Raw genomic sequence first — 3138 nt, 5'->3', positions numbered from 1 at the left:
GCGCAGAACCTGCGCTCGGCCTCTCGAGGGGGCGCTCAGATCAAAAGCGGAAGGCGAGCTAACGCTCGGCCTGATGAGTGGTGAGAATCAAAAGCGTATGGGATTCCCTGTAGGAGCCGGCTTGCCGGCGAAAAACGCCCAGACACCGCGTTGATTCAGACAGCCCGCGTTATCGTTGACGTCCATCGCCGGCAAGCCGGCTCCTACAGGGTAAATGCAGATGTGTCTGGATAAATACGATCAACCGTAGGAGCCGGCTTGCTGGCGATAGCGTCCGTCCAGTCAATAAATGCGCCGACTGACCCAACGCCATCGCCAGCAAGCCGGCTCCTACAGGGGATAGGTGTACATATCCGGAATGAGTGACCGCAGCAGTGAAGGCGAGCGCGTACGGTTATAGAGACAGGTCGGCTGGCAGGCCGCCTCGCTTTGGCTTTTGCTTGGCTTTTGATTTTGATCTGCCCCGTCGGAAGGCCGAGTGGAGGTTCTGCGTAGTGGGCAACCCGGCATGGATGCCGGGTTAGCCGCCCCCGGCCAGGGATGGCCGATGGCGGCGGGCCCACGGAGCAGGACCGGAGCGAGGGCATGGCGAGCCTTAGCGAGCCACCGTACGTCAGGGGCGCGGGCGCTTGGTTACTTGGCGCTTCTCCAAGTGACCCGCCGTAAGGGCGGAACCAATAGCCGCCGTTACCGCAGCAACGGATATACACCCAGTCAAAACCACTCCAAGAGAATACCCATGGATCGCCTGTCTACGTTGTTTTCGCAGTTCGGCGTACGCGCACACCTGTTTTACAACGGCAGGCTGTGCGGTATGGCGGCGTACGATGGCGCCGACCAGCGTGGTCATATTCACCTGCTGCAGGCCGGTACCATCACTTTGCGGGGCGGCGACCGTAAGGACGTGCTGCTGACGCAACCCAGTCTGATTTTTCTGCCACGCCCAAGCCGGCATCAACTGTTCGCCGGTGAGCCCGAGGGCGCTCAACTCCTGTGTGCGTCAATGGAGTTTGAGGGTGGGGTCGATAACCCATTGTCTGCCTCGCTACCCGATTGCCTGGTGCTGCCCCTGGAAGAGTTGCCGCAGCTGGCCGATACGCTGCGATGGATGTTCGTTGAGGCGGCAGCCGGACATTGCGGCAGGGAAGCGGCGCTGGATCGCTTGTTCGAATTACTGATCATCCTGCTGTTTCGACATCTGCTCGATCATCACCAACTGCGGACCGGCATGATGGCCGGGCTCGCGGATTCGCGACTGGCGCGCTCGCTGGTACAAATGCACAACGCACCTCACCGTGCCTGGTCGGTGGCGGAACTGGCGAGCGAGTCGAACATGTCGCGTGCGGCCTATGCCGTGCACTTCCGGGCCGTTATAGGGCAGACACCGGCGGACTATCTGTTGAGCTGGCGTATCAGCCTGGCGCAGAAGCGTTTGCGTGAAGGGCGGCCGATTACGCTGATCGCCGCGGAAGTCGGTTATGAAAGTCCTTCGGCACTTGCTCGCGCGTTTCGTCGCAAGACGGGCTACAGCCCTCGGGACTGGCTGAAAGATTTGGCGGGAGAGGGGGACGGACTTTCTTGATGGGGCATGGCCTGAAAACATCGAATTGCTTCAGGCCATCCCAAGAGAAGGATCATCGATTCAGCGGTTTTCCAGCGCGGTTAATGAATGGCCGGCCACGAAGATGGAGGCGGCAAGCAACCCGATGTCTTTCAGGAGAAACTGGCCCGGTGCAACCGAAATGGCCGGGAAGCCGAGGCTGGGTTCGATCACTCCTGGTGTCGACAACATAAAGCTCAACGTCGTGAAAAACAGCCCGGCTGACAACGCGCCACCGATCAATGAAAACTTCGGTGACAACAGTCGACCTGCAATAAGAGCACCGATCGAGACTTCCAGGACGCCGAGTAAACTGGAGAAGGTATCGACGCTGAAAATGTTGTAGACCCAACCCAGGAAAGGGCTATTGCTCACCAGCGGAACCAGGCCTTGCGCTTCGTAGTGAGTGAATTTCATGCCACCGAACCAGAAGTAGATCACGGCGAGGGCAAAGTACGCTCCGTAAGTTCCAATCGCTGTGGTTTTGCTCCCGAGCGATGATTGTCCAGAGGCGGTATTGGTTTTGTAGTTCTCGATGCTTAAGGTTTTCATGAGTCAGGCTTCCAATAGTGGGGTGGCAATACCTTTCACACCCCAACGCGGTGTGCGTTGGGAGTGGAGACAGTGTTGCCTTTGATGCCGCGCTATTGGGTTCTGAACGTATTGAGTCCGATGCAGATCGTCTTGACTCATTGTTGGTGCTGAATGAGAAGGGCCTCGACGCTCATCCTCTCGCGGTGGAGGCCGGGCTTGTTTTACCATTCGGGCCCACCTGCTCAAGTGGCACGCGACCCGATGGTTGCGCGTCGTATTCAAATGGAAGGATCCCAGCGTCATGTCCGGTTCGTTGTTTCGCAAGCTCGCCTTGTCCAGCCTTCTCTTGCTCGCCGGTTGCGCTGCAACAACCCCGAATGCTCCGATTCCCGTCAAGTCCGAGGCCATTGAAGCTTTCACCGACATCTGCCTGAAGACTGCGCCATCGTTCGCTGGTTCGGCCGAAGCCGCCAAGCGTTACGGTATCGATGATCTGCAGGATATGGGCTTTACCCGTATCGGCTTCACGGCTGACAAAAACCTTGCGGTGCAGTTGTCTGCGAAAGAGTGCGTGGTCACGACTCCGAGCCAGTCCGACGATAGCCTGACCCGGCAATTGCTGAGCGCTGTGCAGCCTTATTCGCAGGCAGCGGTGGCGGATCGTGTGCCGTCGAAGGTTAGCCTGCAGGGCGCAAACTTCATTCTTCAGCATGACCGTGATGGTGGTGAGGCTTACGTGCTGTTGCGCAATAACTGAGCTGCGGTTTTTTAGCCTGCGGCGGATTTGGGAATGGTGTACATATCCGTTGCTGCGGTAACGGCCGCTTATGGTTTCGCTTTTACAGCGAGTCACTTTGGAAAAGCCCCAAAGTAACCAAAGGGCTCTTGCCCCTTTCGTTCGGTGCCTCGCCTAGGCTCGGCATGCCCTCGCTCCGGTCCTGCTCCGTGGGCCCGCCGCCATCGGCCATCCATGGCCGGGGGCGGCTACCGCGGCATCCTTGCCG

Annotated in this window: 3 protein-coding genes; 2 read left to right on the top strand and 1 reads right to left on the bottom strand. The window is 58.7% G+C overall.

The window, feature by feature from the left end; all coding sequences use genetic code 11:
• Positions 1-739 precede the first annotated feature (739 nt).
• Complete coding sequence (locus KGA97_RS29300) at positions 740-1582, top strand: helix-turn-helix transcriptional regulator (protein WP_032832844.1); 843 nt, start codon at positions 740-742, stop codon at positions 1580-1582.
• Positions 1583-1642: 60 nt separating this feature from the next.
• Here KGA97_RS29300 and KGA97_RS29295 read toward each other — a convergent pair whose 3' ends face one another.
• Complete coding sequence (locus KGA97_RS29295) at positions 1643-2152, bottom strand: YkgB family protein (RefSeq protein ID WP_223481979.1); 510 nt, start codon at positions 2150-2152, stop codon at positions 1643-1645.
• Positions 2153-2435: 283 nt separating this feature from the next.
• On the opposite strand from KGA97_RS29295, the gene KGA97_RS29290 reads away from it, so the two are divergent.
• Positions 2436-2891: a hypothetical protein gene (locus KGA97_RS29290; RefSeq protein WP_223481978.1), complete on the top strand. Its 456-nt coding sequence runs from the start codon at positions 2436-2438 to the stop codon at positions 2889-2891.
• The last annotated feature ends 247 nt before the right edge of the window (positions 2892-3138 follow it).

The organism is Pseudomonas sp. BF-B-15, assembly GCF_019946675.1.
Taxonomy (GTDB): Bacteria; Pseudomonadota; Gammaproteobacteria; order Pseudomonadales; family Pseudomonadaceae; genus Aquipseudomonas; species Aquipseudomonas migulae.
Note: the sequence above shows the minus strand (reverse complement) of the source record. Positions and strands in the feature narration are given on the sequence as shown.